The organism is Acinetobacter sp. 16, from assembly GCF_033439925.1.
Lineage (GTDB): Bacteria > Pseudomonadota > Gammaproteobacteria > Pseudomonadales > Moraxellaceae > Acinetobacter > Acinetobacter junii.
Genome location: NZ_CP137746.1, coordinates 3,313,855 through 3,337,544, shown reverse-complemented (window position 1 = coordinate 3,337,544; position 23,690 = coordinate 3,313,855). Strand labels below are relative to the sequence as shown.

The following is a 23,690-nucleotide window of genomic DNA, read 5'->3' as shown; positions in this document are numbered from 1 at the left end:
GCTTTTATTGATCTAAATATTTGGTTTTGATTCAGAATATAATATTTTGTTTTTTCTAAAAATTTCATTGCTTTGCAATAATTTTTTAACTCAAGCTGCGCTGAATCGATTTAAGAATATAGTTTGAGTGTGTTGATGTTTTATGCAAATCAAGCACTTTTTGATGGAATGAACTTTATCGTTATTCAAATAATAAACCCCATTCTATACTTAAAAAAATGGGGATATTTTATCGAGGTGAATTACGAAAGGCTGGATGATTCAGATGAGACTTTTGCCTTTTTACCCATTAAAATTTCAGTGCGCAGATTTTGAGCTAAAGTTGCACACTCCTCATTCATACCATTAATCATAAATGCATGACGTGTCATGATGTTGCTTGGGTTAGGCATAGCAACTAATTCATAGCTATGTTGAATCGCTTTTAATTGCTCGTGATTCAAATGCAAGGCAGCTTCTTTTGCATGTAAATGTTGAGTTAGGCGTTTCGAAGCTTCAATTGCGTCGAGCTGCATGGCATCTACAGGGCTAGCAACAGAACCACGCGTTTGCAAGGCAAAGCGTTTGTCTTCGCGATAACGTTTATACAGTACCTCTGCGAGCAGTTGGAAAACAGCACCAATCATCATAAGACATTCTAAAGCATGTGTTTGATCTGACTGAGTACTTAAGGTTGCCCCTTCAGCATTAAACTCTTGTTCAACACAAATTTTAGATGGATCAATTTGATAATGTTTAGCACATAGATCGATACTTTTATCCAAAAATAACTGACATAGCTTAAAGTAAGGCAATGAAACGGATTGGTTAACACTATTTAAAAGTTGTTTTGGATCATAAAACTGGATGTTAAGCGCCAATGTATGCTGATCAACTTGAGGTGTTTCAGTGCTGACCTTCTCAACTCGCGTTTTGGGTTGTACTTTTGCTTGTTGTTGTGCTTGAGCGACCAAAGTAACGGTATTTTGTTTTTCTAATGCCAAAGCTTGAGTTAAACGTTGAATTTCATGCTTGAGATGATTTTCTTGATTGATACGAGCAAGATATTCGGTTCGCGTTGGGCGTGCAATAGCACGGTAGCCTAACCAAATTAATCCATGAATCAAGAGAGACAATAGAATCGCCAACCACTGTGTGCGCAAAATTTCACCAATACTTGGTTGTATCAGTGTTATTTCGACTGTTCCCACTTTCTTTTCATTCTGTAAAGCATCACGGACAAATACTTCGCCTTGACGAGTTTTAGCCATACCGCTAGTTGCTAACACTTGTTTGTTGGCATCCAAAATACGGATTGAGGCAACACTTGGATTGGTCGCATAGCGATTAGCAACCAATGCTAAAGAAACAGTATTGGCGGGTTCCATTTCAGAAAGAGTTTCTGCCACTAACTGACTGGTCATCAGTTGTCCTTGGCTGGCGCGGTTTTCATTGAGTTGATGAGTCGTTGCAATCACCAATAAAAAGGTATGCAAGGCAAAACTAACGATCAGTAGGCTAGCAAATAGCCCTTGGCGAGGCGCATTCAAGTTAAACTTCCAAGGCAAATAGATTCATGGGTTATGTTATGATTCTTACAATAGTTGTCGCTCTAACACGAGTCAATTCATGCGAGAAATCATTCTTATATCCTTTTTAGGACCAGATCAACCGAATCAGTTTACTCGATTAATGCAGGTACTCTCCGTACATTCTTTGCAAATACTCGATGTCGGTCAGGCGGTTATTCACAATCAACTGACCCTTGGGATCGTTGTTGCATCAGATAACGAGACTGCAACAGCATTAGCAATGAAAGAGATTCTGATTTTAGCACATGATATTGGCTTAACTGTGCGATTTAAACCAATCAGCAACGCAGAATATGACCAATGGGTGAGTGAGGGCGGACGTACACGCTATATCGTGACGGCTCTTGCACCTGAACTGACCGCTGCGCATTTGCAAGCTGTGACTCAAATTGTTTCGGGTCAAGGGTTTAACATAGAAACGGTAACACGTTTATCAGGACGTTTAGAACTAGAAGAAGAAAGTCAGTTCCCACGACGCGCTTGCGTTCAGTTCGGATTAAGCGGACAAATGCTGGATGCACAAGCAATGCGTGCTGCTTGTTTGAGTTTATCAGGTGAGTTAAACATCGACGTTGCCGTACAAGAAGATAATGCTTATCGCCGTAATCGTCGCTTGGTTTGCTTTGATATGGACTCTACATTGATTGAGCAAGAAGTGATTGATGAGCTTGCATTAGAAGCGGGTGTAGGTGAGCAAGTTGCTGAAATTACAGAGCGTGCAATGCAAGGTGAGCTTGATTTCCAACAAAGTTTCCGTGCACGTGTTGCGTTGTTAAAAGGCTTAGATGCATCTGTTCTGCCTAAAATTGCTGAGCGTCTAACTGTGACAGAAGGTGCAGAGCGCTTAATTTCAACGTTGAAAGCCTTGGGTTATAAGACAGCAATTCTTTCAGGTGGCTTCCAATATTTCGCAGAGTATTTACAAGCTAAACTTGGCATTGATGAAGTGCATGCCAATATTTTGGATGTGCAAGATGGGCTTGTCACTGGTGAAGTGAAAGGTGCGATTGTTGATGGTGCGCGTAAGGCAGAGCTGTTACGCCAGTTGGCTGATAAAATGGGTATCTCATTAGAGCAGGCGATGGCTGTTGGTGATGGCGCAAATGATTTACCAATGCTGTCAATCGCTGGGCTAGGTGTGGCTTTCCGTGCCAAACCTCTAGTTCGTCAAAATGCCAATCAGGCAATTTCGAGTGTGGGTTTAGATGGCGTGCTTTATCTTTTAGGTATGCATGATAAAGACCTCAATCGAGCATAGATAAATGTAGATCTGAGCCCTCAAATAAAGCCACAGATCATGTGGCTTTATTGATTTTATTGGCTGTCATCACTTCGTCATATTTATGTCTAAATGTATAGAAAACCTACAATTAAAAAATTCAGAAAAAAGTTTTTTTGACGTCAAAATTAAGCGTATTTTTTTGTAATGACACTCAGTAATTGATGCTATATAGAAATTTCAGAATTATGATTTTTAAAAAATGTAATTACAAAAGCATATTGCGACATCTTGTGTCGTATCGTTAATTTTAAGCTCTTTTTTTCTAAAAAAAACGCTCCATAATGCATAAAGACGTTAATGCAACACGAAGTACTGTTAGAGATTACAGAACAATATAAGGTCTGAACGTTGATTCAGACATCCTTTTAAAGACGGAGGTTTCTATGGAAGCAGCGAATTTCACCATGTGGGTTGGATTTGGCTTGATCGCTGTCGCAGTTATTGCTGTTTTCTTCTCTCCTTATCGTCGTTGGTTAGGTTTTATGTTGGCGGGTATGATTAGTTGGGGACTGCTCGAAGTGGTACGCTTTGGTGTGCAAACCATGTTCGAAATGTCTGTCGCTTATAGTTATCTGACAGCGCTCAGCCTTGCGATGGTGACGGTGACATTTATTCTTTTACGTGAAGACAAACAAGCACAAAAACAACTGGCAAATCGCCAGTATATTGAACACACGCCTGTTTATAAGGATGACCAACAACAATGTTCTAGTCGATAAATACATAATAATTCTAATCACATCAAAGGCGTGCTCAGCACGCCTTTTTTACATTCACTTTCTGAAACAAAGCTTTTACAGAGTTCTTCACAATTGTGCTAGGATACGGGTTGTCTTAATTTTCATCATTATACTGTGGGCATAATTGTCATGAAGCTTTCTTCTCTACCTGTGGTTAAGTTACCTATCGTTGATGTAAGTACAGATCCACTGGATTTGTTGGTGGCAGGTTTGGCGTTGCGTATGAAGCAATTGGCACGTACTAGCCCTAAGTTTATTGAGTTAGTTCATGATCGTGAATTTCGTATTCAAATTGGTACAGATTTGGGTATGGCGCGTCAGATTATTGTCAATCACGGTAAGATCGATACAGTTGCAGGCAATCCTGAAAAAGCGGATTTTATTTTGCAATTTGCTTCAAGTGAGCAAGGCGTAAAAACTTTAGTAAAAGGCGACCCAACAGCATTCATGACAGGTATGCAAGACGGTAGCATTAAAATGGAAGGTGACTTTAGCTTATTGGTTTGGTTCAACCAAGCAGCGAAATTGATCCCACCTAAAGTACCAAAACCTGTAAAAGAAAAAATTCGCCAAGCACGTGCGTTTATTAAAGAAAAAACAGGTAAATAACAAGCCTGAAAAAAACTCCCTAGATGGGAGTTTTTTTATTGCCTAAAGTTATTCAATCTCTAGATTAAAAGTCACAGGTCCATCATTCACCAAATGTACTTTCATATCCGCAGCAAAAATACCTGTTTGTACATTTTCAAATTGCTGTTGTGCGTATTCAACCAATTGCTCGTAGAGTGCTTTGGCATCTGAAGGTGGCATCGCAGGTCCAAAGTCTGGTCGTAACCCTTTTTGAGTTTGTGCCATGAGGGTAAATTGAGATACCAATAAAATACCGCCACTGGCTTGACTCACATTCCACCCCATCTTGCCATTTTCATCGTCAAAGATTCGATATTTGAGAATCTTATCGATCAGTTTCTTACCCTTTTCTAAAGTATCGTCTTTCCCTAAGCCTAGAAAAACCAATAAGCCTTTTTCAATCTCGCCCGTGGTTTGTCCGTCCACAACCACTTTTGCTTCAAGAACTCGCTGAATTAATGCACGCATAACTTTAAAAATTGGATGATAGGAGATGCGCAATTTTAGCAGAGCAAAAGGATAAAAATGAGTCGTGCAGCAAAAGTCTACTATTCAATCTCCAGCGTTTGGTTGTATAACAACAGATATCTAATAAAAATTGGTTAAAACCATCCTTTATGCCTGCCATTATTCGATCTTTACTCGACACGGACTTGTATAAATTCACGATGTTGCAAGTCGTGCTACATCAGTTTCCGCAAACTCACAGTGTTTATTTATTTCGTTGCCGCAATTTAGATGACACGGTTTATCCGCTAGTTGAGATTTTGGATGATTTGAACCATCAACTTGATTTGTTGTGTGAGCTGCGCTTCACCGATGATGAGTTACAGTATTTACGTTCCTTGCGTTTTATTAAAAGTGATTTTGTTGATTACTTAGAGTTATTTCAACTTAAACGTCGTTTTATCCAAGCCAGTATGGATGAGGCAGGTCGGCTCGATATTCGAATCGAAGGTCCAATGGTACAAGCCATGATGTTTGAGATTTTCGTTTTAGCTATCGTCAATGAGCTGTATTTCCAACGCATCCGTAATGATGACGTTTTTGTAGAAGGCGAGCGCCGTTTACAGCAGAAGCTAGTTCAACTACAAGATTATGCTCAGCAACAGCAAGAAAATGATCCTCCATTCTTAGTCTCAGATTTTGGAACACGACGACGTTATAGTTTTGAATGGCAAAAACATGTAGTTCAAGCCTTTCACTCAGCTGCACCCAAAGTTTTCCGTGGCACCAGCAATGTGCTGTTAGCGAAAGAATTAGGCATTAGCCCGATCGGAACCATGGCACATGAGTTTTTACAGGCTTTTCAGGCATTGGATGTACGGTTACGTAATTTCCAAAAAGCGGCTTTAGAAGCGTGGGTACAAGAGTATCGAGGGGATTTGGGTATCGCTTTGACCGATGTGGTTGGGATGGATGCTTTCTTGCGAGATTTTGATCTGTATTTTGCCAAATTATTTGATGGTTTGCGCCATGATAGTGGTGATCCTTATGAATGGGGTGATAAAGCCTTTGCGCACTATCGCAAATTAAAAATAGATACCAAGACCAAAATGTTAACTTTTAGTGATGGTTTAAATTTAGAGAAAGCATGGTTATTGCACCAATATTTTAAAGATCGCTTTCAGGTTAGTTTTGGTATTGGAACTAATCTCACCAATGACATGGGACAGACACCGCTTAATATTGTTTTAAAACTGGTGGAATGTAATGGGCAATCGGTAGCAAAAATTTCTGATAGTTCAGGCAAGACCATGAGCGATAATGAAACGTTTTTGGCGTATTTGCGTCAGGTGTTTGAGATTGAAGAGGCCTAATTATTCTTTCATACTCAAAATTTAGTACGGCTGTGGAATCGCTCAAATGTTATGAGAGATCTGTAATAGGTACTCTTTACTTTTGAAAGATCCAAAGTAACAATTTTTTGTTGAACTGACGGCACATCCTCAGCAATTTCAAAGCAACGCTTTGAAAGCAGCGCAAGGCAGCCACAGAGACGGCATGGATGCCGCCTCTGCACCAGTAAATTTTTTCGACAGGTTTATATGGCTTAACTTTCGCAATTGTCAGCAAATTTTATGCTTTAAATCTAAAATCGTTGGGTTTTTTCCTATATCTTGTTTTCTGCTAAATGAATATGAAAAATCAGACAAAGATAAAAAGTGAGCTATGCTAAAATTTGATGCAATGCTGTAATCACAAGACACCATAACAATGACTGACACAGATTTTAAATTAGGTTTATTGATTGAACCTGAACAACTTGTACCATACTTGGGTCATGAGTTGATTCGAGTGATCGATCTAAGCCGAGCTTCGGTTTATGAGCAACTGCACATTCCACATGCTATTCATTTGCAACCTAAATATTTAGTTGCGCAGAATGAACAAGCGAATGGTGTATTGCCAGATGTCGATGGTTTAAAAACCTTGATTGAGAAATTAAATATTTCACCGCAACATCATGTAGTGGTGTATGACGACGAGGGTGGTGCTTGGGCAGGGCGTTTGATTTGGAATTTACACTGCTTAGGTTTCACACGTACCAATTTGATTAATGGTGGTATTCACGGCTGGTTAGGTGCAGGTTTGCCAACCACATCTGAAGTTGAACCATACAAACCTGTTGCAGAGTTGGTTGCTATTGATGAGCAAGCCGTACAACAGCATCGTATTGAATATGATGAACTCCTCAATGCAGTCAATCATAAGAATATTCAACTTTGGGACTGCCGTACCATAGATGAATATACGGGTTTACGTCTTGCTGCGCGACGCGGTGGTCACATCCCAAGTGCTTTGCATTTTGAATGGAGTACTGCCCTAAATCGTGAAAATCATCTAAAATTACACCCGCTTGAACGCACTCAACAACGTTTGGAACAATTAGGCTTTAATTTACAACAACCTGTGGTGGTGTATTGTCAGTCACATCACCGTTCGGGCTTGGCGTATATCTTGGCAAAATTACTCAATTGGCAAGTGAGAGCCTACGATGGTGCGTGGAGTGAATGGGGCAATCGCCTCGATAGTCCTATTATTTCAGGGGAGTCACCATCTTGAGTTTTTCAGCAGACCTAAAAAAACAACTTTTTATCAAAGCACAAAACTTAGTACCTCAACATCAACTGAGCCGTGTTATCGGCAAAGTGGCAGCCAGTGAAAATGTTTTGGTAAAAACTGCTGTGATTCAGGCATTCAAAGCTAAATACGGCATTGACATGAGCATTGCTGAGCAGACTAATCCGAATCAATATAAATCATTTAATGAGTTCTTCACCCGTGCATTGAAGGAAGGTGTACGCGGTGTAGACGAGCGTGCGGATAGTATTGTTTGTCCTGCGGATGGTGCAATTTCTCAGCTGGGTAAGATCGAGGCAGGTGATATTTTCCAAGCCAAAGGTCAAAGTTTTTCTGTAGAGAAATTGATTGGTGATCCGCAACTTGCAAAGCCATTTGTAGATGGTCAGTTTGCAACAGTTTATTTATCACCAAAAGATTATCACCGTGTACATATGCCATTTGCAGGTACATTGACTGAAACTTTATATATCCCAGGTGAGTTGTTCTCAGTTAATCAAACGACTGCTGAAAATGTACCAGGTTTGTTTGCACGTAATGAGCGTATGGTATGTTTGTTTGATACAGAACTTGGTCGTATGGCGGTGGTTTTAGTTGGCGCGATGATTGTAGCTGGGATTGAAACTGTTGCGACAGGTAAGGTAAAACCTTCAGGTAAAGTTGAATTACAGCATCATCAAATGCAGTTAGATAAAGGTGCTGAGTTAGGTCGTTTCTACTTAGGTTCTACTGCTGTGGTTTTATTTGAAAAAGATAAAATGGTATGGGAAGAGCAGTTTAAAGCGAACTCGACTGTAGTAATGGGTGAGCGTTTAGGTCATTCGATTTAATTAGTAAAATTATAAAAAGCCCGGCAGAGTAAAACTTGAAGTGCGACATAAACCACCTAATTAATTTAAAGGGTTTATGGAGTATATAAAATTGTCATACCATCATCTTAACTTTGAAGATCGTACTGCATTAATGCTTGAGTCAAGAAAAGAAGGCTTTTCAGCCAGAAAATTTGCTGAACTTATTAAAAGACATCCTAGTACGATCTATCGTGAGCTTAAAAGAAATAGCATCAATGACGTTTATCAAGCTCGATATGCTTCTGATAACACTTTTGCTAGACGTAGACGTGGTCACAGAAAACTCAAAATCGATTCAATCCTCTGGAAATTTATTGTTGAAGCGATCCGTTGTTTATGGTCTCCTCAGCAAATAGCAAAGCGTTTAAAGACATTTCCTGATTTGGATCAAACAATGAATGTAAGCCATACAACGATTTATTCAACGATACGAGCATTACCCAAGGGTGAGTTGAAAAAAGACTTATTATCCTGTCTACGTCATGAAAATAAAAAGCGAAAAGCTAACGGTGAACCTAAAAAAGATTCTATATTACAGGATATTAAAACTATTCATGAGCGCCCAGCCGAAGTTCAAGAAAGAAAAATACCGGGTCATTGGGAAGCTGATTTAATTAAAGGTAAAGACAATAAAAGTTCGATAGCAACACTTATTGAACGAAATACACGGCTCTGTATCTTGGCAACATTACCTGATGCAAAGGCAGAATCAGTGCGCAAGGCTTTAACTGAAGCTCTGAAATATTTACCTGCAGAACTGCGTAAAACGTTGACCTATGACCGTGGACGCGAGATGGCAGAACATAAAATACTTGAAGAAGATTTAGGCATAGATGTATATTTCTGTGACCCACATTCACCCTGGCAAAAAGGCACATGCGAAAATATGAATGGTTTAATTAGGCAATATTTACCTAAAGGGATTGATTTAAATCAGGCAGATCAGCATTATTTAAATCAAGTTGCCATGTCACTGAATACTCGTCCTAGAAAAGCGTTAGATTGGCTTACACCATTAGAGAAATTTGCTCAGCTTGTTGATTATCATAAGACTTTTCAAACTGTCGCACCTCATGTTTGAATTCGCCCCCCTATAGATAGGGGCTTTTTATTTTATGTTTTTATTTTATGTATTTCGCATAAGGCGTATTATGTTAATTTTAGAAATATTTAACGATAAATATGCTTCTCAGGATTAATACTAATTATCAAATGATCTTCAATATCACGAAATTTAGTTACTTGATAATCAGGTGTCTGCGGATTTTGTTTATCACGATTATCTCTTTTCACTCTGATAGCAGCATTGTTGTGACTTTCTAGAGCGACTTTGAACCTTTTTCCGTGATATTGGCAGTTTTCAAATGTATTAGCATCTCTTAGAAGATTTGTTAAATATAAAGCACCGTAGCTTTCATCTTGCGAGTATTCATTTAAAGAACATGAATATAAAATCAATTGCTGAGGTTTTGCCCTTTCAATTTGATTTTCATACAGCCTTCTAGCTTCTAATCTCGTCAACTTTAAAGAATCTCCAAACTTGTAAGACTCCATGCTCATTGAAGCTCTCGATTCAGTAAGAGTTTCAATTTCACTACGACAACAGTCATATATATTAATCTGCTTTTTACATAAATTTTCCAATTCAGACTGTGCTATTAACTCTTTATCATTGTTTATTTGAACATAAGTTTGTTGACGCTTATGTCCTCCATGACCTGTAAAAAAAACCATCATGTAGTCATAGCTATGTAATTTATCTATCGCTAATGCTAACTTAAGAAAGCTTAACGTAGGATTAATATGAACCTCAATTTCATCTGAGTTCCATGCCCCCCCAACAATATCTTTTAAAAATACCTGAATATGATCTATATCTTTAGAAACACCAGTTAACAGAGGATCTTGGTTGGCAATAATTATTGCTTTTTTCTTCATCAGTGTTTTCCTAGACATTTATTAACAAGTGCTACAAACTTTTCATCATAACTATCAATATTTTCATTCGGATCATTTAAAGGATCATTCCAATTTTTTTGGTGTAATCTAACCCATTCTTTCATATTAATATGCTGTTTCTGAATACATTCCAAATCATATTCACAATATTCAGCTAAGCGAGAAAGATAGTTAAAAACTAAATTGCAAAAAACGCTATATCTCTGATATCTATCACAATCATCTCCAATTTCAGCTTTGGTTTTATCCCAAGTTTCACAAAATTTCTTTGTCTCAAGATAAGGGTATGAAATAGCTATCTTCAAAATATCATCAAGCTGCTTATCTAGCTGGTCTAAATCAGCTTTTTTCTGATTCTCTTCTCTAATCTTTTTATCAATATTATTTTTGACGAAAAATAAGACACCTGATACAACAACCGATAATACAGTACCTAAAATTGCAGGCCCTATTTTTGACCAATCTACTCCAGTTACTACTTCAGGAACACAATTAATATCCACAGTATTTCTCTTATAAAGTTATATCACAATTATACATATTTAATTTTAACTATTGATATAGTTAATCTTTTTTTAGCGACAGGTTAAGTCGTATTCCATACTAAAATAAATATTTAGTTTTCTAATGCACTCACCTAATTCGGGCTGACGGAGCCACGCATAGGTCGTATCTACGCAAGGGGTAATTGTGCTTTCCCTTATAGAGAGCCTAGATATTTTTAGACTCCATTAGTTAACATAAAAACTCTTATTCGCAATTTTAATTTAAAAACTGGAATTTTCCACCAATTCATCATCCATTTAACATAGTGGCGCTTATGTGAAACCATATTGGAAAAATTATATTAAATCAATTCCTTAATGGTTTTTATACTGTCCTAAAAAAGATAAAGAAACTGACTTAGACACAAGTCGGCTGCTTTTTAAGCATGTTTGATATTTCTTGCCAAGAATAAAACTATTCTGTAAGCCATTTCCTACACCAATTCCAGTCAATGACCCATATCCGTACCCACCAAAATCACCTAATATGGGCTCATCAGGAACAGGAAGTTCCAAAACATAAAACAATAATAATAAGTTTGAGCATCAGGATGTGAGATATGACAGGAGTTGTATCTAGTGAAAGGAATACGAAAAAGCCCGACAGGATGTCGGGCTTTTTTCTTTTCTGTTAAAGCTGTTGTGTTGCCCAAAGTTCTATCAGCAACTGGAGAGTTTTAGTGAGAGGTTTGTAACTAGGCCAAATCGCATGGATTGGCATATCTAGTCCGTTGGTGGTATCACTAAACTCCAAACGAACCAAACTTTGTTTAGCAAAATGCTCTTGGACAATAGACAACGGAAAATTACCCCAGCCGAGTCCTTGCTCCACCATCCCAATCGCCATGGATAAATTATCCGTATGCCAGTAGGCATCTGAGACCAAAATACGTGGGTCAGGGAGAGGATAATTTTTACTTGCCACAATAATTTGTCGAAGCTCAGATAACATCGTCAGCTCATTTTTATGTTGTGCCCGAAGCTGTTGTGCTTCTTTAGGGGAAATCGCAGCAACAAATTTTTCAACACCCAATAAGCGGAAGCGCTCATTGGCATCAATCGTAGAAGAACTATAAGCAACATACAGATCGATTTCATTATTTCTAAGGCATGCTTTGAGTTCTTGCTGTGCTGCGCAGTGCATTTCGATATTTAACAGCGGATAGCGATGCGTTAAATCTTCGATGCCTGCCAATACAATTTTTTGATTAATATCAGCCGCAACACCAATTTTAAGATTTGTTTCCAATCCCATAGAAAGCTCGGTGAGATGCATTTCAAGTTGACGCAATTTGGTCACAATTAATCGTGCATGCGGTTCAATAGATAGGGCAATCTCGGTAGGTTCTAAATGATTTTTGCTACGTTCAAATAATTTTAAATTCAATTCTGCTTCTAAATTCGCAATGGCCATACTCACAGCCGAAGGAACTCGATTTAAAGCACGTGCTGCAGCAGAGAAATTGCCTTGATCAATTACTTCAAGAATTAATTCTAGCTGTTCACTATTCATATTTATCTCTAGCTTGCTTGTCAGTAAAACTGATCACGATTAACTTTTTTTATCAGAAAGAGCGCGTAAAATCCACGTTTTGTTGATTTTGAGGTGCTGTCATGCAAGGAATGAAAAGAAGAGTGACCTATGTATTTTTCTATGAAGTACTCAGTTTTTTGATTTGTGCGATGATTTTGGCTGTACTTTCAGGCTCAACGATCAGTCACACTGGACCTTTGTCATTATTAATTGCGGTGATCGCTGTCAGCGTAAATTTCTTTTACAACTATGCCTTTGAATGGTGGGAAAAACGACAGCATTCTAAGACACGAACCATTTTTAGACGTGTCGTGCATGCTATCGGTTTTCAGGTGGTCTTAGTCATTATTTTGATTCCATTGATTGCTTGGTGGATGCAAATCAGTTTAGTCAAAGCCTTCTTATTAGATTTTAGTTTGATGATCATTATTCCATGCTATACCTTTGTTTATAATTACTTTTTTGATCATTTATTTGGCTTGCCAAGTCACTTGCTTGAAACTAAACCATTGCCTTCAACGACTAAGCTTTAATTTAAATCAAAGCCTATTCAAGCAATCATGATTGCATATAAATATGGGGACTTATTAAAAGCCCGGCAGAGTAAAACTTGAAGTGCGACATAAACCACCTAATTAATTTAAAGGGTTTATGGAGTATATAAAATTGTCATACCATCATCTTAACTTTGAAGATCGTACTGCATTAATGCTTGAGTCAAGAAAAGAAGGCTTTTCAGCCAGAAAATTTGCTGAACTTATTAAAAGACATCCTAGTACGATCTATCGTGAGCTTAAAAGAAATAGCATCAATGACGTTTATCAAGCTCGATATGCTTCTGATAACACTTTTGCTAGACGTAGACGTGGTCACAGAAAACTCAAAATCGATTCAATCCTCTGGAAATTTATTGTTGAAGCGATCCGTTGTTTATGGTCTCCTCAGCAAATAGCAAAGCGTTTAAAGACATTTCCTGATTTGGATCAAACAATGAATGTAAGCCATACAACGATTTATTCAACGATACGAGCATTACCCAAGGGTGAGTTGAAAAAAGACTTATTATCCTGTCTACGTCATGAAAATAAAAAGCGAAAAGCTAACGGTGAACCTAAAAAAGATTCTATATTACAGGATATTAAAACTATTCATGAGCGCCCAGCCGAAGTTCAAGAAAGAAAAATACCGGGTCATTGGGAAGCTGATTTAATTAAAGGTAAAGACAATAAAAGTTCGATAGCAACACTTATTGAACGAAATACACGGCTCTGTATCTTGGCAACATTACCTGATGCAAAGGCAGAATCAGTGCGCAAGGCTTTAACTGAAGCTCTGAAATATTTACCTGCAGAACTGCGTAAAACGTTGACCTATGACCGTGGACGCGAGATGGCAGAACATAAAATACTTGAAGAAGATTTAGGCATAGATGTATATTTCTGTGACCCACATTCACCCTGGCAAAAAGGCACATGCGAAAATATGAATGGTTTAATTAGGCAATATTTACCTAAAGGGATTGATTTAAATCAGGCAGATCAGCATTATTTAAATCAAGTTGCCATGTCACTGAATACTCGTCCTAGAAAAGCGTTAGATTGGCTTACACCATTAGAGAAATTTGCTCAGCTTGTTGATTATCATAAGACTTTTCAAACTGTCGCACCTCATGTTTGAATTCGCCCCCCCATATTTTTTTAACTATGACACTAAACGATGTATATTTTTTATAAGCGAATCCATGTCATAGCACGAAAGCTATTATTACTTGGATGTTTGGCACTGATATTTAGCATTTTACCAGTTTTGCTTAAACGTCCTTGAATACTGTATTTATAACCATCATAAGGGTTGATCCAGACACCTTGACCAAATTCCTCATCTTGATTGAGTTTTTTGAGCTTAGTTAATACTTCCATACCGACGATAGGTTGATCTTTCAAAGCACCTGTACATTTTGTGCAAGTAGTCGGAGCGGCCTCTTTAGCAGAGGGATACATTTTGACGATGACAGCACTGTATTGTTCTGTTTTAGAATTGCGTCGAATCACAATATCTGACACATAAGAACCAGTGCGTTCATCGACAACTTTCCATGTACCAATTAGAGGATCAAAAGGGCTTGCTTGAATATGAAAAGCAGTACTGAGTCCGAGGAGTAACGCAAAGCTGCGAATTAAAGAAATAATCATAAGTCGTTTTTACATCGAGATGAAGTGTAGAAATAGCGAAATGAAACAACAACTTATTATATTATTTAAAAGTATAGAAAAACATCATAAATCAGGGAACTTGGCAGTTCCCTGTAATTATTTTAGATCATATGGTAAAGGCGTTCTTTCGGGAACACGGCTGTAAATGTAGAGCCTTCATTTTCTTTAGAGGTGATTTCGAGATGTGCACCATGCTGCATCAGCACATGCTTAACGATCGCTAGGCCTAGACCTGTGCCGCCTGTTTGACGACTGCGAGCGCTATCAACCCGATAAAAACGCTCCGTGAGACGAGGGAGGTGTTTAGGGTTGATCCCAATACCATTGTCTTGGACAGAAAAATAGGCATGATCACCATCTTCGTGCCAACCAATGGTAATAATTCCACCTTTGGGTGTGTATTTAATGGCATTAGTAATTAAGTTACTGAAAGCACTAGCAATTTCCATGTTTGAACCAATCAGATCACAGTGGCTATCAATATCTAAGTTGAGTGTATGACCATAGTCGAGATTGTAGGCACGTGCATCATCAAATAATTGATTCATCAGATTTGCCATATCAATAATCTGATTTTTAGCGACTTTTTTATTATTCTCTAAATTGGATAATAGTAATAAATCATTAACCAAAGCATTCATACGTTTGGTTTGCGACTGCATTTGGGTAAAAGCACGTTTCCAACGTGGGGTAATATCATCTTGATCGGTAAAGGTTTCAAGGTATCCGCTCAATACCGTCAGTGGCGTGCGTAGCTCGTGGGAAATATTATCCACGAAATCTTTACGCATCTGTTCAAGGTTATGCATTCGAGTAATGTCATGTGCAACCAAGAGACGGCTTTCCCCACCAAAACGTGTGATTTTAACTTGTACATAACGCTCTTCGTCCATCTGTGCTTGAAGACGAATTCCATCTGGCGCTTGATCACTATTTTTGAAATATTCAATGAAATTGGGTTGGCGCAAAATAGAGAGTAAATTGCGACCACGATCTAAAGGATTAATTCCCAATAACTTTTCAGCAGCAGGATTCCACCATTCAATCTGATGCTGATCATCGATTAAAACCACCGCTTCAGCTAATGCAACTAATGATGACTGGGCACGATCTATTAATCCCACCATCTCAGCTTGTACGATTCGTTCTTGGCGTTGTGCGCGGTAGACATTAAATAATAGTGCGCCCCAAATGCCATTTAGATTAGGTGGCATATCGTAGGGACGATTTGAAATCCAATCATTGACTAGATAAAGCGAGCGGAGCTGCAAAAGAAAGAAAACAACAAAGGCAACAAAGATACAGCTCCAAAAGTATCCAACCCCAAATCCAATTAAGCTTGCAATCAATAAGAAAAACATCAACAGTCTTAAATCTTGTTTTGCAAACGTCCACAAACTGCTGTAACGAAATTGTTGGTGCTCACGTGCCAGTTCAGGGACGGGATAAGGTTCATACATAAAGGGTTTTAACCTGCTGCTAAGTCAGCTCGTGTAGAAAAACGATAACCAGTGCCACGTACCGTTTGAACAAAACGATCAACACCAAAGGGTTCTAACACTTTGCGCAAACGACGAATATGTACATCAATAGTACGGTCTTCGATATATACATTGCCGCCCCAAACTTGGTCAAGTAATTGAGCACGTGTATATGCACGTTCAGGGTGAGTCATAAAGAAAGCAAGCAAACGATATTCAGTCGGCCCCATCTCGAGGATGCTGTTTCCAAAACTCACACGCTGGCTGACAGGATCAAGCATTAAGCCATTGGCATCAATAACTTTTTCACCGCTCAGCGCATTGGCACGACGTAACACTGCTTTAATACGTGAAACCAGTTCACGCGTCGAAAATGGTTTGGTCATGTAGTCATCAGCACCAGCATCAAGACCTTGAACTTTATGGTCTTCTTCACCGCGTGCAGTCAACATGATCACAGGAATTTCTGCTAAGTTTTCATCGCGTTTTAGGCGACGGCACAAATCGACACCACTCACACCACCCGGTAGCATCCAATCCAGCAAAATAAGAGCAGGACGCTGGTCAACAATAATCTGATGCGCTTGTTTAGCATCTTCCGCTTGCAAACATTGGAAGCCTGCCATATCCAAAGATGTATGGATCATTTCGCGGATCGGTAGTTCATCATCGACAATTAAAATATAGTCATCTTTCACAGCGCAATACCCTTAATATCTGTAACGGTGAACCGTTTTGTTGTTATGACAGGCTTATTACAAAGATTAATTATGACAATATCATTGCAAAAGAGTTAATAAAGTCGAATTTAGCAATAAATTGTGACAATTGTGGGGCAGAGCAATGACCAAATGATGACAGATTGCTGATTAATAAATCAAATGAATTCATTCATTTAATCGGATCATCATTTAAGTATATGCTTTGTAACAAAACTGTAAAAGGATTTTAATTTTTTTGTGATGTGGTTTCGATAAAGGATAAAAACACGGCACAGCAGGCTGCAAGAACTTCATCAAGTGGTTGCTTGAAGCCTTCAGAGACCCAACGAATAATAATATGAGTCACGTATCCATTCAGCCCTGTTGCCATTAACGACACTTCATCATTGCCTTGAGGGGCATTCGGCATCGTGATCATGACGAAAGCCTGAATAATACGGTCAAATTGCGTCAATGTTTCTTGAATTGTGGCTTGGTTATGTAAGTCTTGAACGAGCATGGCATCAATATAAATGATACGTGCCATACGCGGATCATCTTTAATCGCAGTGAGCAATGCAGATAAACCTGCAGTCACCATGTTTTTAGGTTCAGGGGCAGCCATGATGACCGCTTGGGTCAAGCAAGTTTGCATTTTTCCAATCATTTTTAAGAAAACGGTTTGGAATAATTCTTCACTTTTCTTAAAAGATTCATAGAAATAGCGTTCAGTAAGTTTTGCCTCATTACAGACATCTTTCACAGTGACAGAGAAAAAACCTTGTGTCCCGTAAGTGGCGATACCCGCCTCAATCAGTTTCTCTCGGCGCGCTTCTTTACGCTCACTCAAAGACAGCCCTTTGAATTGGCGTTCTTTCGCGTCAACATTCTTTTTTTTACGTGTCGCCTGATCTTGAGTCGTCATTAGAAAAACCGTTCCCTAAAAAATCTTTAAATCGTGTGGCTCGGACGAGTTTGCATTGAATTACTGTCATTTCAGATCAAAAATCATGAAGATGACCATCCATGCCACAACTTGCAAAAGGTAGACAAAATTATTCCCCTTGTTAAATTTTATAACGAAGTTTGGGGAAACATCTTAGTCCTAACACTCTCGACAATAACATTTTTTACCAATTGTCGATGCTTTATGCGGCTCTAGCATAACTAAATTCCACGCAATATGCTTTGTCTCGTTCCAAGATCTTAGGTCATGAAATGTAAATAGACCTAATATGACAAGCAATATGTTGATTCTTGCCATTTGTCTTAAAGTGATATTGTACTATATTGACAATATGTATTGTCAAAATTATATTGGTTATAACTCAAACTGCACATGATCTACTCAAATGTGTGCAATTCATTCGCAATACAAAGGATAGGCAATGAAAAATTTTAAAAATAAAGTCGCAGCGATCACAGGTGCAGGTTCTGGGATTGGACAACAACTGGCAGTTTTATTGGCTAAACAAGGTTGTCACTTGTCATTGAGCGATATCAATGAAAAAGGCTTAGCACAAACTGTTGAGCTTGTGAAAGATAATCCAATTACAGTTACAACCAAAGTGCTTGATGTTTCTGATCGCGAAGCGGTAAAACAATGGGCACAAGAAACAGTTCAAGATCATGGTTGTGTCAATATGATCTTTAACAATGCAGGAGTTGCATTGGGTTCTACCGTTGAAGGTGCAAGCTACGAAGATTTAGAGTGGATCGTCGGAATTAACTTCTGGGGTGTGGTGTATGGAACAAAAGAATTCCTTCCATTCATCAAACAAACTAAAGATGGTCACATCATCAATATCTCAAGTATTTTTGGTTTGACATCACAACCAACTCAATCTGCTTATAACGCAACAAAATTTGCGGTACGCGGTTTCACAGAGTCATTACGCCAAGAACTTGATATTGAAAAGAGCGGTGTAAGTTCACTTTGCGTACACCCAGGTGGTATTCGTACCAATATTGCCAAAGCTGCAAAAATGAACGACAGCTTAAAGAGCCTAGGTATGGATCCAGGCAAATCAATCAAGCAGTTTGATAAATTCTTGCGTACACCACCAGAAGAAGCTGCACGTCAAATTTTAAATGCGGTATTAAAAGATAAACGCCGTTTGTTGATTGGAACAGATGCTCGAATTTTAGATTCTTTCCAACGTCTATTCCCTACGGGCTATCAACGTATTGCAGCTTTTGCAACTAAGATGCTTTAAGCTTTATATGCTTGATCAAAAAGCCATTCAGATTTGAATGGCTTTTTTATTTATTAGATGAGTCGTTTAATATCACGTCTTTTCCAGACAAATTGATAATAACTTGCTTGAAAAATACATAGACATACAAAGGCGAGCGCGTAAGCCGTCCAAATACCATTTAAGCCCCACATAGAACTAAACCAATAAGCACAAGGCACTTCGATCAGAAGGATGGTCAAAATATTGATCATCATTGGGACATTGACTGTGCCACTGGCACGCATGATTGAAGCAAAAATAGCGCTTGCTCCAAAAAACAAAATTGACCATAGCACAATAAATAATAGCTGTTGCCCTAATACCACCACACTATGATCGGTGATAAAAAGCGCCATTAAATACTTAGAAAATAGATAAGCCAAAGTGATGAGTGTTCCTGTAAACAAGATATTCATGCCTAAGGCAGTCCGTGTCACTTTAGCCAATAAGTCGGATTTTCCAGCCCCAATCGCTTGCGCTGCAAAGATTGATGCCGCTATGGAGATCGACATGGCTGGGAATTGAATGTAGTTCAGAACTTGATTGACTGCGCCATATGCGGCAGTTGCGTGTGCGCCATAACGATTAACTAAGCCAATAATCACTAAGCCAGCCAAAGACGTGGTGACCATTTGTACGCCTGTCGGAATACCCAGTTTTAAAATTAACTTACTTAAACTTGGATCGTGACGAATACTTCGAAGCAGTTGACGATCAATTTTAAGAGGATGATTTTTATAATTTAAGTAGAAAGCTAGAAAAATGAGTACAGCCGCATAACCCATGATGGTGGCAACTGCAGGTGCGATAATGCCTAATTCAGGAAAACCAAAATAGCCTTTTAATAAAACAGGTGTAACCACCAAGCCAATTAAACTGGTTAAACTCAAGGCAATTAGCGGTGTCACGCTATCGCCAACACCCCGTAAAATCGAGGTATAAATAATATAAACAAATAATAACGGACTACCCACCAGCATCCATTGAACGTAGGGTAATGATAGATGCATGACTTTAGGATCGGTGCCCAACACATTTAAAATCTGCTCAGCAAATACCAGACCTAAAATGGCAATCAAGGTGCCCCCAATCAGGGTAATAAATAATGTTGAGCCGATGACACAGCGAACCTTTTCAAGATTTTGTGCTCCCCATGCTTGCCCAACTAATACGGTAGTGCCTGCTGAAATTCCAATCACAAAAGCCAAGAGAAAAAACAGGATAGGGAAAAATACAGAAACGGCTGCAATCGCATCCACGCCCATCATCTGACCGACAAAAATCGTATTAATCGTACCTGAAAGATTCTGCAAAATATTTGTGGCGATTAGCGGGACAAGAAAAACAAAAAAGGTTTTCCAGAGATTGGGTTGCATCACCAACGTTTGGCGTGGCGTCATTTAAACTCCTTTACGCGTCTATTGGAAACGCAAATCATCTCTTCAAAATAACATATGCAGCACGAGCTTGGGTTGAGTTCAGTTTATGTTTTGTTGATCAACACTGTACGAGGATTTCTCCCGCACGTTGCAAGGTTATATCGGTTTTAGCAAAACAAAATCGAATGAGTCTGAGTGATTCAGGAGGCTGCTGATAAAAGACGGAAATTGGGATAGCGACAATTTTGTGTTGCTCTGCAAGGAATTGGCACATCTCCACATCATTCAGATCAGGTCGAATTTCACTATAGTCTAGGTTTTGGAAATAGGTTCCCTGAGATGGTAGAAATTTAAAATGTGAGTCTCGGATTTGAGCATTAAAACGATCACGTTTTGCTTGGTAGAAATGAGGAAGTTCTTGAATATGCTCAGGATGCTGCTGCATATAATTAGCCAGTGCGATTTGGCATGGTGTAGTACCACAAAAATTTGCGTACTGATAAATCTGTCGAAATAGACGCATTAATTCTGGTGCAGCAACACAATATCCTGTTTTCCAACCCGTGACATGATAGGTCTTTCCGAAAGAACCAATGACATAACTACGTTCACGCAGTTCGGGAAAACTTAGAGCACTAAAATGTTTTTGCCCATCAAAGACCAGATGTTCATAAACTTCATCAGACAATACAACAATATTTTTATCTTCAATAAGTTGAATCAGTTGTTGCCAGTCCTGCTCTGACCAAATTGCTCCTGTAGGATTATGTGGTGTATTGACAATAATCATGCGAGTTTTGGCAGTGATGCTGTCTTGAACCCTTTGCCAATCTACCTGAAATGAGGGTGCTTCCAAATGAATATGAATCGACTTACCACCTGCGAGTTGTACCGCAGGTGCATAACTGTCATAACTTGGATCAAAAATAATAACTTCATCACCTGCGTGGATACAGGCTTGAATTGCACAGAAAATGGCAATGGTTGCACCAGGTGTAATGGTAACTTCGGTGATGGGGTCGCAATTTAATTGATCACGTTGCAGAAATTGTTGTGCTAACTCTTCGCGCAGAGCTAGTACACCATCTCCTGCTGGGTATTGGTTATAGCCATCTAATGTTGCTTGGCTAAGTGCTTCTAACAGAGCGGGTGGGGCAGGAAAATCAGGAAAACCTTGTGATAGGTTCAAGGCATTGAGCCTGTGAGCGAGTTCAGTCATTACACTAAAAATGGTCACACCTTGACTTGGAAGTTTTGACTGAAGTTGCAGCATGGTGATTAACCTAATTGAAGTTTTGTTTTGAGTTGATTGTATCGGTAAAAGGATGAGATATCCAAATCGTCGCAACTGGTGCGAACAGAGATTTACGTCTCTTCCTTGCTTCAATAATGTGCTAAATATCAAGAGAAATAGTGGAATAGTGTCTTAATCAAAACAATAGTGACAGAATTGGTCATTTTTTAATTAAATTTGTATAATAAATTATTATTTTTCAATTACATATGGTGTTTTAATTTAATTATTTAAGCGATATAATTTATATCGAGAGATTAAAATAAATACGAATAATTGTGAAATAGGACATTAAGCAATGGACAATTTCGATCTAAAAATACGCTATCCGCATCATCTTGATTTAAATGATGTAGAACAATGTGGAGCATTAAATACCATTGGGGTATTAACTCGATTTGACAGAATGGGTTGGAAACAACAACTCAATCGTTGGTTGCAGCTCGACGGTGCAAGCCCGACTTTTACCATTACAGATGGTAATACAGAACACACCATCGAAATCGTTTTAAATCCCTATGCCTCATCTCAAGAGTTGAGCTTCACGGTAAAAACAGATATTCCTGTGGTCGTTGCTAAAAAACAAATCTTTGGTTTAGTACAATTTCAGGCAAAAGAGCGAATTCATTTTAGCCATCTGTCATTGGTTCAAGTAAAAGCGTACTTAACTGCCTTTTTAAAACAAGATACCGAAGCTTTGGCACGCTATTATCAAGAAAGTAAGCAGTTGGTTTGCTGATGAATGACAGGAAAAGAGATCTTTCTCTTTATGTGTTTTTGTTGGGAAGATGGATGAGCCCTAATCACAGGGTGCTTAGAGCAAAAGACGGCAAAGTCGAAAGACTCTACCGTATATGGCTCTATCGTTTATAAAACGTTTTCAACAATTGCACGAATGACGCCAAGTGCCAAACCAATAAATGCGCCAACAATCACACCATTCACACGGATCATATGTAAATCGCCACCCACTTCGCTTTCGATTTTGGCGATCATTTCTCGAGAATCCCACTCGTGGATGCGCTCACTGATATAACGAATAATTTTATCGCTATATTGTTCACTGAAGTTGGTTGCTAAGCCGACCATTTTTTCATTCAAAACTTCACGAACTTTTTCATTTTGAATCAAGCTTATACCAAGCTGTTGAATCGCAGTTCTTAAATTCGTTGCGATACCTGAATCTTCTTGCATTAAATCCGTTTTAATTGCATCACACAGGATCGCGATAGCACCACTAATAAAATTGAGCACCTGAGGACTATCGAGCAAAGCATCCTTGCCACTATTTAGACGTAGACTGGCTTCGCTATCGTTATCAGCAAGTTGTAACATCAGTGTATGTGTTGTGGCTTCAATATCTTGGCGCCATGGGTGATCAGGGTTAGCTAACATCGATTCAACTTTTTCGATCAGTGAATCAATCGTCCGTTGTTGTACATCAATTCCAATCCAGCTCGCACCTTTTGCCAGCTTCCATACGCCTAATTCTTGAAATAATTTACGAGATAGGTCTCGTGCTTCTTCAGGATGAGACACCATCCATTCATGTGCCAGATCAAGCCCACGTTGCAATACATCTTGGTGGAAATCATTATCTAAAACAGCACGTAACATTTCACTGGCAAGTTTGTTGATTTTGGTGCTACGAACCCATTGCACACTATTGTTCTGTACAAAGTGAGCAATTTGATCTTGGCTGACAAATTCAAAAATTCTAGGCACTGTGTGCTGAATCATCTGCACCACTTGCGTATTGTTTTTAGGATTGGCTAACCATTCACCAATTGCCAAACTCATGTCTGCATTTTTGAGACTACGTTCTACGATTTGCGGTGATAAAAAGTTTTCTTGGACGAAGCGACCCATCGATTCGGCAATACGGGCTTTATTACGTGGAATAATTTCCGTGTGGTCACGGAGTAATTTCGGTAAAGGCATTTTGCCGAAAGGATTACGAAATAGTACTGTGACCGCATACCAGTCTGCTAAACCACCAACCACACCTGCTTCTGCACCAAGCATAAATATATGGATGATCCATTTGTATTCAGGAAAAAAATGCGCCGCGACCATTAAGCCAATCCACGACACTACCGCAATAATCAGTGCCATCGTGGCGAAGTATTTACTTCTCTGGAGGCTAGGTACGTGGATTTCTTCGACTGAATTCATTTAGTCATCCTTTA

The 23,690-nt window shown here is 38.8% G+C and carries 23 protein-coding genes; 11 read left to right on the top strand and 12 right to left on the bottom strand.

Annotation, left to right across the window (positions count from 1 at the left end; translation table 11 throughout):
• Nucleotides 1–242: 242 nt before the first annotated feature.
• Complete coding sequence (locus R2H34_RS16195) at nucleotides 243–1,547, bottom strand: hypothetical protein (RefSeq protein ID WP_171488064.1); 1,305 nt, start codon at nucleotides 1,545–1,547, stop codon at nucleotides 243–245.
• A 61-nt stretch (nucleotides 1,548–1,608) separates the two neighbouring features.
• Between R2H34_RS16195 and serB the strand changes: the two genes are divergently transcribed.
• The 3 genes from serB (at nucleotide 1,609) to R2H34_RS16180 (ending at nucleotide 4,202) form a co-directional block, all read left to right on the top strand.
• Nucleotides 1,609–2,829 (top strand): phosphoserine phosphatase SerB, encoded by a 1,221-nt coding sequence (serB, locus tag R2H34_RS16190; RefSeq protein WP_004910102.1) that lies wholly within the window; start codon nucleotides 1,609–1,611, stop codon nucleotides 2,827–2,829.
• Between the two features lie 407 nt (nucleotides 2,830–3,236).
• Nucleotides 3,237–3,572: a ciprofloxacin tolerance protein AciT gene (gene aciT, locus R2H34_RS16185; protein ID WP_004951151.1), complete on the top strand. Its 336-nt coding sequence runs from the start codon at nucleotides 3,237–3,239 to the stop codon at nucleotides 3,570–3,572.
• Nucleotides 3,573–3,722: 150 nt separating this feature from the next.
• Nucleotides 3,723–4,202, top strand: a complete 480-nt coding sequence (locus R2H34_RS16180) for a hypothetical protein (RefSeq protein WP_004910100.1) — start codon at nucleotides 3,723–3,725, stop codon at nucleotides 4,200–4,202.
• Between the two features lie 48 nt (nucleotides 4,203–4,250).
• Here R2H34_RS16180 and dtd read toward each other — a convergent pair whose 3' ends face one another.
• Entirely contained in the window at nucleotides 4,251–4,691 is a 441-nt protein-coding gene (dtd, locus tag R2H34_RS16175; RefSeq protein ID WP_004951153.1) for a D-aminoacyl-tRNA deacylase, read from the bottom strand.
• Between the two features lie 149 nt (nucleotides 4,692–4,840).
• Between dtd and pncB the strand changes: the two genes are divergently transcribed.
• The 4 genes from pncB to R2H34_RS16155 all read left to right on the top strand — a co-directional run bounded on the left by pncB (nucleotide 4,841) and on the right by R2H34_RS16155 (nucleotide 9,239).
• Entirely contained in the window at nucleotides 4,841–6,043 is a 1,203-nt protein-coding gene (gene pncB / locus R2H34_RS16170) for a nicotinate phosphoribosyltransferase (RefSeq protein WP_004951160.1), read from the top strand.
• Nucleotides 6,044–6,440: 397 nt separating this feature from the next.
• On the top strand, nucleotides 6,441–7,289 hold the full coding sequence (locus R2H34_RS16165) for a sulfurtransferase (protein WP_075695991.1): 849 nt from the start codon (nucleotides 6,441–6,443) through the stop codon (nucleotides 7,287–7,289).
• Nucleotides 7,286–8,137 carry an archaetidylserine decarboxylase gene (asd, locus tag R2H34_RS16160; protein ID WP_004910093.1) on the top strand — a complete coding sequence of 284 codons (852 nt, stop codon included), beginning with the start codon at nucleotides 7,286–7,288 and terminating at the stop codon, nucleotides 8,135–8,137. Before R2H34_RS16165 ends, asd begins: the two co-directional genes overlap by 4 nt.
• 133 nt (nucleotides 8,138–8,270) lie before the next feature.
• On the top strand, nucleotides 8,271–9,239 hold the full coding sequence (locus R2H34_RS16155; protein WP_014538385.1) for an IS30 family transposase: 969 nt from the start codon (nucleotides 8,271–8,273) through the stop codon (nucleotides 9,237–9,239).
• Nucleotides 9,240–9,328: 89 nt separating this feature from the next.
• Here the strand turns inward: R2H34_RS16155 and R2H34_RS16150 are convergent, their stop codons facing one another.
• The 3 genes from R2H34_RS16150 to R2H34_RS16140 form a co-directional block, all read right to left on the bottom strand.
• Nucleotides 9,329–10,096: a caspase family protein gene (locus R2H34_RS16150; protein WP_005156002.1), complete on the bottom strand. Its 768-nt coding sequence runs from the start codon at nucleotides 10,094–10,096 to the stop codon at nucleotides 9,329–9,331.
• Nucleotides 10,096–10,620: a hypothetical protein gene (locus R2H34_RS16145; protein WP_005156000.1), complete on the bottom strand. Its 525-nt coding sequence runs from the start codon at nucleotides 10,618–10,620 to the stop codon at nucleotides 10,096–10,098. The genes R2H34_RS16150 and R2H34_RS16145 overlap by 1 nt, the downstream gene beginning before the upstream one ends.
• A gap of 673 nt (nucleotides 10,621–11,293) precedes the next feature.
• Nucleotides 11,294–12,181: a LysR family transcriptional regulator gene (locus R2H34_RS16140; RefSeq protein WP_087540294.1), complete on the bottom strand. Its 888-nt coding sequence runs from the start codon at nucleotides 12,179–12,181 to the stop codon at nucleotides 11,294–11,296.
• 95 nt (nucleotides 12,182–12,276) lie between these two features.
• Here R2H34_RS16140 and R2H34_RS16135 point away from each other — a divergent pair, with 95 nt between their 5' ends.
• Both R2H34_RS16135 and R2H34_RS16130 read left to right on the top strand, forming a co-directional pair.
• Nucleotides 12,277–12,729, top strand: a complete 453-nt coding sequence (locus R2H34_RS16135; protein ID WP_087540292.1) for a PACE efflux transporter — start codon at nucleotides 12,277–12,279, stop codon at nucleotides 12,727–12,729.
• Between the two features lie 175 nt (nucleotides 12,730–12,904).
• Nucleotides 12,905–13,873: an IS30 family transposase gene (locus tag R2H34_RS16130; RefSeq protein WP_014538385.1), complete on the top strand. Its 969-nt coding sequence runs from the start codon at nucleotides 12,905–12,907 to the stop codon at nucleotides 13,871–13,873.
• 50 nt (nucleotides 13,874–13,923) lie between these two features.
• On the opposite strand, the gene R2H34_RS16125 is transcribed toward R2H34_RS16130, so the two are convergent.
• From R2H34_RS16125 to R2H34_RS16110, 4 genes are all read right to left on the bottom strand, one after another.
• On the bottom strand, nucleotides 13,924–14,388 hold the full coding sequence (locus R2H34_RS16125) for a DUF2147 domain-containing protein (RefSeq protein ID WP_087540290.1): 465 nt from the start codon (nucleotides 14,386–14,388) through the stop codon (nucleotides 13,924–13,926).
• 122 nt (nucleotides 14,389–14,510) lie between these two features.
• Nucleotides 14,511–15,869, bottom strand: a complete 1,359-nt coding sequence (phoR, locus tag R2H34_RS16120; RefSeq protein ID WP_318342351.1) for a phosphate regulon sensor histidine kinase PhoR — start codon at nucleotides 15,867–15,869, stop codon at nucleotides 14,511–14,513.
• Nucleotides 15,870–15,877: 8 nt separating this feature from the next.
• Nucleotides 15,878–16,588 (bottom strand): phosphate regulon transcriptional regulator PhoB, encoded by a 711-nt coding sequence (gene phoB / locus R2H34_RS16115; RefSeq protein WP_004679100.1) that lies wholly within the window; start codon nucleotides 16,586–16,588, stop codon nucleotides 15,878–15,880.
• A 250-nt stretch (nucleotides 16,589–16,838) separates the two neighbouring features.
• The gene (locus R2H34_RS16110; RefSeq protein ID WP_004910075.1) at nucleotides 16,839–17,516 is read right to left on the bottom strand and encodes a TetR/AcrR family transcriptional regulator; all 678 of its coding nucleotides are present in this window, start codon (nucleotides 17,514–17,516) and stop codon (nucleotides 16,839–16,841) included.
• A gap of 463 nt (nucleotides 17,517–17,979) precedes the next feature.
• Between R2H34_RS16110 and R2H34_RS16105 the strand changes: the two genes are divergently transcribed.
• Nucleotides 17,980–18,807 (top strand): SDR family NAD(P)-dependent oxidoreductase, encoded by an 828-nt coding sequence (locus R2H34_RS16105; RefSeq protein ID WP_004910072.1) that lies wholly within the window; start codon nucleotides 17,980–17,982, stop codon nucleotides 18,805–18,807.
• A 53-nt stretch (nucleotides 18,808–18,860) separates the two neighbouring features.
• Here R2H34_RS16105 and R2H34_RS16100 read toward each other — a convergent pair whose 3' ends face one another.
• Together R2H34_RS16100 and R2H34_RS16095 are read right to left on the bottom strand one after the other, a co-directional pair.
• Nucleotides 18,861–20,228 carry an MATE family efflux transporter gene (locus tag R2H34_RS16100; RefSeq protein ID WP_087540288.1) on the bottom strand — a complete coding sequence of 456 codons (1,368 nt, stop codon included), beginning with the start codon at nucleotides 20,226–20,228 and terminating at the stop codon, nucleotides 18,861–18,863.
• Nucleotides 20,229–20,325: 97 nt separating this feature from the next.
• Nucleotides 20,326–21,480 carry a pyridoxal phosphate-dependent aminotransferase gene (locus R2H34_RS16095; protein WP_125272530.1) on the bottom strand — a complete coding sequence of 385 codons (1,155 nt, stop codon included), beginning with the start codon at nucleotides 21,478–21,480 and terminating at the stop codon, nucleotides 20,326–20,328.
• Nucleotides 21,481–21,799: 319 nt separating this feature from the next.
• Between R2H34_RS16095 and R2H34_RS16090 the strand changes: the two genes are divergently transcribed.
• Entirely contained in the window at nucleotides 21,800–22,240 is a 441-nt protein-coding gene (locus R2H34_RS16090) for a hypothetical protein (protein WP_004910063.1), read from the top strand.
• Nucleotides 22,241–22,368: 128 nt separating this feature from the next.
• Here the strand turns inward: R2H34_RS16090 and R2H34_RS16085 are convergent, their stop codons facing one another.
• Complete coding sequence (locus R2H34_RS16085) at nucleotides 22,369–23,676, bottom strand: DUF445 domain-containing protein (RefSeq protein ID WP_004910060.1); 1,308 nt, start codon at nucleotides 23,674–23,676, stop codon at nucleotides 22,369–22,371.
• Nucleotides 23,677–23,690 lie beyond the last annotated feature (14 nt).

What these genes read in the sequence shown, in the direction of transcription:
- R2H34_RS16105 (WP_004910072.1), top strand. Translation starts at nt 17,980, where the DNA reads ATGAAAAATTTTAAAAATAAAGTCGCAGCGATCACAGGTGCAGGTTCT.
- R2H34_RS16100 (WP_087540288.1), bottom strand. Translation starts at nt 20,228, where the DNA reads ATGACGCCACGCCAAACGTTGGTGATGCAACCCAATCTCTGGAAAACC.
- serB (WP_004910102.1), top strand. Translation starts at nt 1,609, where the DNA reads ATGCGAGAAATCATTCTTATATCCTTTTTAGGACCAGATCAACCGAAT.
- R2H34_RS16150 (WP_005156002.1), bottom strand. Translation starts at nt 10,096, where the DNA reads ATGAAGAAAAAAGCAATAATTATTGCCAACCAAGATCCTCTGTTAACT.
- R2H34_RS16130 (WP_014538385.1), top strand. Translation starts at nt 12,905, where the DNA reads ATGCTTGAGTCAAGAAAAGAAGGCTTTTCAGCCAGAAAATTTGCTGAA.
- R2H34_RS16125 (WP_087540290.1), bottom strand. Translation starts at nt 14,388, where the DNA reads ATGATTATTTCTTTAATTCGCAGCTTTGCGTTACTCCTCGGACTCAGT.
- dtd (WP_004951153.1), bottom strand. Translation starts at nt 4,691, where the DNA reads ATGCGTGCATTAATTCAGCGAGTTCTTGAAGCAAAAGTGGTTGTGGAC.
- R2H34_RS16085 (WP_004910060.1), bottom strand. Translation starts at nt 23,676, where the DNA reads ATGAATTCAGTCGAAGAAATCCACGTACCTAGCCTCCAGAGAAGTAAA.
- R2H34_RS16155 (WP_014538385.1), top strand. Translation starts at nt 8,271, where the DNA reads ATGCTTGAGTCAAGAAAAGAAGGCTTTTCAGCCAGAAAATTTGCTGAA.
- R2H34_RS16135 (WP_087540292.1), top strand. Translation starts at nt 12,277, where the DNA reads ATGCAAGGAATGAAAAGAAGAGTGACCTATGTATTTTTCTATGAAGTA.
- R2H34_RS16165 (WP_075695991.1), top strand. Translation starts at nt 6,441, where the DNA reads ATGACTGACACAGATTTTAAATTAGGTTTATTGATTGAACCTGAACAA.
- R2H34_RS16095 (WP_125272530.1), bottom strand. Translation starts at nt 21,480, where the DNA reads ATGCTGCAACTTCAGTCAAAACTTCCAAGTCAAGGTGTGACCATTTTT.
- R2H34_RS16090 (WP_004910063.1), top strand. Translation starts at nt 21,800, where the DNA reads ATGGACAATTTCGATCTAAAAATACGCTATCCGCATCATCTTGATTTA.
- aciT (WP_004951151.1), top strand. Translation starts at nt 3,237, where the DNA reads ATGGAAGCAGCGAATTTCACCATGTGGGTTGGATTTGGCTTGATCGCT.
- pncB (WP_004951160.1), top strand. Translation starts at nt 4,841, where the DNA reads ATGCCTGCCATTATTCGATCTTTACTCGACACGGACTTGTATAAATTC.
- R2H34_RS16180 (WP_004910100.1), top strand. Translation starts at nt 3,723, where the DNA reads ATGAAGCTTTCTTCTCTACCTGTGGTTAAGTTACCTATCGTTGATGTA.
- phoR (WP_318342351.1), bottom strand. Translation starts at nt 15,869, where the DNA reads ATGTATGAACCTTATCCCGTCCCTGAACTGGCACGTGAGCACCAACAA.
- R2H34_RS16110 (WP_004910075.1), bottom strand. Translation starts at nt 17,516, where the DNA reads ATGACGACTCAAGATCAGGCGACACGTAAAAAAAAGAATGTTGACGCG.